Source organism: Streptomyces sp. URMC 126 (assembly GCF_051386555.1).
Taxonomy (GTDB): Bacteria; Actinomycetota; Actinomycetes; order Streptomycetales; family Streptomycetaceae; genus Streptomyces.
The window spans coordinates 1-4,099 of the sequence record NZ_JBPQTX010000463.1 but is presented as its reverse complement, the minus strand read 5'-3'; the positions used below and the strand labels follow the sequence as shown (position 1 = coordinate 4,099).

The following is a 4,099-nucleotide window of genomic DNA, read 5'->3' as shown; positions in this document are numbered from 1 at the left end:
GCCCGGCGACGTCCTGCCGTCGCCGGGCGGGCCGGTCCGTTCCCGGGGTGCCGCCCGAGCGCCTACCGGGCGGGGCACTGCTTCCAGGCGAAGTGGTACAGGGTGCTGATGTTGCCGTCCGTCGAGTCCATCATCAGGAAACTGGTGGTCTTGGCGGTGTCCGAGGTGCCGGCGTCCACCCGCAGCTCCGTGTTGATGTTGAAGTAGCGCATCGCGCCACAGGGCGCGTAGACCAGCGCGTCGATGTCCGTGGTGTCGGACGTCTGCCAGCTGTCGTTGAGCGGACCGGTGAAGTGGTGGTTGACGAACGAGGTCTGCTGCATCCCCTGGAAGTAGTAGTTCGCCCGCTCCAGCCCCGACGCCCCCTTCTCCAGGTGCGCGAACCCCCGGTAGTCCGCCCGCGCGACCGCGTACGTGAAGCCCTGCGGAACGTGGACGTTCAGGCTGAGCTGGCAGTTCCTGCGGAAGTCCGTCGGCTTGGAGCCGACGCCCACCTGGGCTGTGTAGTTGCTGTACGACACCGTGAAGGCCGTGTTGTCCGGTGACACCGCCACGTTCGCCGTCCCCGCCGGACAACCCGATCCGTTGACGGTCACCACGTCGATCACGACCTTGTCCGGGGGCGGCACTCCGTACGGACCGGCGTCCGCCGGCGGCGCCGCGACCGTCAGCAGGGCCGCCACGGCACCGCCGAGCACGGCCGGTCTGAGCTTGGTGCGTCCGCGCATATAGACCCCTCCCACGACGCCGCGCCCGCCGGCACGGATGAAGCACGGATCAGGAACACTGCTTCCACTCGAAGTGGTAGAGGGTGTTGACACTGCCGTCGGCCGAGTCCATCGCCATGAAGCTGGTGGTCGTCGTCGGGTCGGAAGCGCCCGCGCTCACCCGCAGCTCGGTGTTGACGTTCAGGATCCGCTGGGCGCCGCAGGGCGCGTAGACCAGCGCGTCGACGTCCGTCACGTCGGTGGTCTGCCAGTCGTCGCTGAACGGGCCGCTGAAGCGGTGGTTCGCGGAGGTCGTCTGCTGCATCCCCTGGAAGTAGTAGCTCGCCTTCTCCAGCCCCGTCGCCCCGCTCTGGAGGTGTGCGAACCCCCGGTAGTCCGCCTTGGCGATGGCGTAGGTGTAGCCCTGGGGGACGTGGACGTTCAGGCCGAGCTGACAGTTCTTGCGGAAGTCGGTGGGCTTGGAGCCCAGGCCGACCTGGGCGAGGTAGTTGCTGTAGGAGACGGTGAAGGCCGTGTTGTCACCGGCCACCGCGACGGCCGCGGTCCCGGCCGGGCAGCCGGACCCGTTGACCGAGACCACGTCGATCTGGATTCTGCCCGGTGGCGGCGCGCCTTCGGCCGCCGCGGCCTGGGGGGAGAAGGCGGTGGCGACGAGCGCCACGGCCGCGGTGCCGATCAGTGCCGGTTTCCACATGGGGATGCCTCCAGCTGCTCCGCCGAGTGACTGCGCGAGACATGCCACCACCGCCCCAGGGTCATGTACAGGTCAGGTCAAGCCGAGGTGGGCCGGGGCGTGGCCGGTCCTCGCCGTCCGGGCCGCTTCCGCGTCCCCGGCGGTCACCCCCGTCCCGGTGGGCTCCTCGCTTCCCCGGCTTCTCCCGCCGCCACTTGCCCGCCGGGTGCCCCTTGCCTGCCGGGCGCCCCCGGAGGGACGGTGGAAGGGACGTCCCGCGCTCCCTCCGGCGCGGAACCCGAGCGCCGGGCGCGGCACGCCGTCGCGAAGGAGAGGGCCATGCGTACTCTGCTCAGGGCCCGGCTGGACACCCACACGGCCAACGAGGCGGTCAGGAACGGCACCATGGCCGACACCGTGCGGGACATCCTGGAGCGGCTCCAGCCTGAAGCCGCCTACTTCACCTGCATGGACGGCGGACGCACCTGTCTCCTGGTCTTCGACATGCGGGAGTCCTCCCAGATGCCGGCGCTGCTCGAACGGTTCTTCCTCGACATGGAGGCCGAGGTCGAGCTGCTCCCGGTCATGAACGCCGACGATCTGCGGGAGGGGCTCGGCGCCCTGTCCCGGGGATGACGGTGACCCCGTCCTGACTCCAGGGTGACCGGTCCCTCCGGCCCGGCCCGCCCCCCATCCGGCCCCTGCCCGTCGCCCCCCACCTCGCCGGCCCCTGCCCGTCGTTCCTTCGCGAGCCGGCGGACGGCCCACAGGGCTCAGACCCGCCCGTACCCCCGCAGCCCGTCCGCCAGTTCCGCCGTGTCGCCGTCCCGGAGCGCGGACAGGGCCTGCTGCAGCGCGAAGGTGCCTCGGATCGCCGCCACCCGGTCGGCCGGTCCCCGGAGGACCGGGCCGCCGTGGGCCACGACGCTCCGCAGGAACGCGTCCCCGTACGAGGCGGCGACGGCGGCCAGGTCCACGGCCGGATCGCCGATCGCGGCCTCGTCCCAGTCGACCACCCCGCGCGGCACGGGGAGCCCGTCCTCCGTCTCCCACAGCACGTTCTCCCCGCCCAGGTCGCCATGGACCAGGGCACCCGACACGTACGGCAGGGCCTCCACCGCCGCCAGTTCCCGCTCCGCCCGCGCCCGTCCGGCGGTGGACAGCAGCGGGAACAGCTCCGCGCGGACGTCGGACGCGAACCGCCGCCACTCGTCGCGGGGGGTCTCCGGCAGTTCCGCGCGCGGCCCCGGCTGCCCGCCCGCGCGGACGAGTGCCGTCAGCAGCGTGGCGAACCCGCGCGCCGCCGCCTCCGCGACCTCGGGCCGGGTGAGGGCGGACGGGTCCAGGGGCGCGCCCGGAATCCGGGTGAGCTCCAGCCGGACGGGCCCGCCGCCGGTCGGCAGCGGCGACGGGACGTCGAACGGCAGGCCGGCCCGGCCGACCGCGCGCAGCGTCGCCGCGCGGGCGGGCAGCCGGGCCGCCGCGGCCGGGGTGCGCGGGAAGCACAGCACCCGCCGGGCGCCGATCACCACCCGGTGGAACTGGCCCTCGCGTACGGCCGGTTCGGTTGCGTCCTCGGCCGTCAGCCGCGCCACGAGCGTCGCGTATGTGAGGGGTTCGCCGGTGGCGTGGGCCGTCACACGTCCTCCTCGTCAGGGTTGGTTGAACCGTACTTCGGGGTTGGCGCGCGTCGGGCCCGCCAGCAGCGGCTGCGGTACGTGCCGCAGGTGTTGCTCGAAGAAGGCGCCCACGTACGCGCGGGTGATGTCCACCGACCGCCGGCCGGAGAGCTCCGTGTCAGGCGTGTCCGGGGGCAGCAACTGGTCGCCCAGGAAGGGGAAGTCGGAGAAGGTGAAGTGGTCGGCGCCGGCCACCGTCAGCCATCGCTTCCAGCCGTCCAGCCGCGGCCACGTGGTGTCCCAGGAGGTGTCCCCGCCGCCCGGATGGTGGATCTCGTCGGCGCCGAGCATCATGAACGGCCGGCCGCCGAGTCCGCCGGGGGGTACCGCGCCCTGGAACGAACCGTCCATGTTCACGCCGGCCCGTACCCGGGGGTCGGCCGCCATGACGGCCGCCGCGGTCGCCCCGCCGAGCGAGTGCCCGGCCATGCCGACGCGCTGACGGTCGATCAGGTCCGCGTGCTTCCAGGGCGAACGCGCCCCGGTCAGCCGGTCAAGGACGAAGGAGGCGTCCTTGCCCCGGTTCACCACCGCCGCGTTGAAGTCCTGCTCGGTCTTGGCCTTCTCGCAGGCCACGCAGGTCAGCATCCGCCCGCCGGGGAAGAGCGTCCCCACGGACTCGTAGGCGTGGTCGATCGAGGCCACGACGTAACCCCGGCTCGCCAGGTCCTCGGCCAGGGCGGTGATCGTGTAGCGGGAGACGCTGAAGCCGGGGGAGAGCAGCACCAGCGGACGGCGCCCGGGCACCGGCGGCGCGTCGACCCGGCTGTGGGTACGGGTCGCGCTCAGCCGCTCCGCCGGGATCAGCTTGTCCAGATCGCGGCTCTCCAGCAGCAGCCGGGCCTCCTCCGTGGTGGCGTACGGGGACGGCTTGCCGGCGCCCCGGCGGGCCGGGTAGTGGATGTCGACCATCAGCTCGCGGCCGTCCGCCTCCGGGACCCAGAGGTCCCGGCGGCCGTGGTCGACGAGGTGCACGGTCGAACGGCCGACGGCGTGGGGGCCGGTGGGGGCGGGCAGCC

Annotated in this window: 5 protein-coding genes; 1 reads left to right on the top strand and 4 read right to left on the bottom strand. The window is 73.0% G+C overall.

Translation table 11 applies throughout. The features are described from left to right. Positions 1 to 62 precede the first annotated feature (62 nt). Positions 63 to 728 carry a DUF4360 domain-containing protein gene (locus ACSNOK_RS31365; protein ID WP_436784188.1) on the bottom strand — a complete coding sequence of 222 codons (666 nt, stop codon included), beginning with the start codon at positions 726 to 728 and terminating at the stop codon, positions 63 to 65. Between the two features lie 49 nt (positions 729 to 777). Continuing rightward, positions 778 to 1,422 carry a DUF4360 domain-containing protein gene (locus ACSNOK_RS31360; protein WP_436784187.1) on the bottom strand — a complete coding sequence of 215 codons (645 nt, stop codon included), beginning with the start codon at positions 1,420 to 1,422 and terminating at the stop codon, positions 778 to 780. Positions 1,423 to 1,740: 318 nt separating this feature from the next. On the opposite strand from ACSNOK_RS31360, the gene ACSNOK_RS31355 reads away from it, so the two are divergent. Next, the gene (locus tag ACSNOK_RS31355; protein ID WP_436784186.1) at positions 1,741 to 2,037 is read left to right on the top strand and encodes a hypothetical protein; all 297 of its coding nucleotides are present in this window, start codon (positions 1,741 to 1,743) and stop codon (positions 2,035 to 2,037) included. Positions 2,038 to 2,174: 137 nt separating this feature from the next. Here ACSNOK_RS31355 and ACSNOK_RS31350 read toward each other — a convergent pair whose 3' ends face one another. Continuing rightward, positions 2,175 to 3,041, bottom strand: a complete 867-nt coding sequence (locus ACSNOK_RS31350; protein ID WP_436784185.1) for an aminoglycoside phosphotransferase family protein — start codon at positions 3,039 to 3,041, stop codon at positions 2,175 to 2,177. A 12-nt stretch (positions 3,042 to 3,053) separates the two neighbouring features. Next, positions 3,054 to 4,099 (bottom strand): alpha/beta hydrolase family protein (locus ACSNOK_RS31345; protein ID WP_436784184.1); only part of this gene is annotated, 1,046 nt, incomplete at its 5' end.

Bases quoted from the DNA above. Each gene is read 5' to 3' on its own strand.
- ACSNOK_RS31365 (WP_436784188.1), bottom strand. From the start codon at position 728: ATGCGCGGACGCACCAAGCTCAGACCGGCCGTGCTCGGCGGTGCCGTG.
- ACSNOK_RS31360 (WP_436784187.1), bottom strand. From the start codon at position 1,422: ATGTGGAAACCGGCACTGATCGGCACCGCGGCCGTGGCGCTCGTCGCC.
- ACSNOK_RS31355 (WP_436784186.1), top strand. From the start codon at position 1,741: ATGCGTACTCTGCTCAGGGCCCGGCTGGACACCCACACGGCCAACGAG.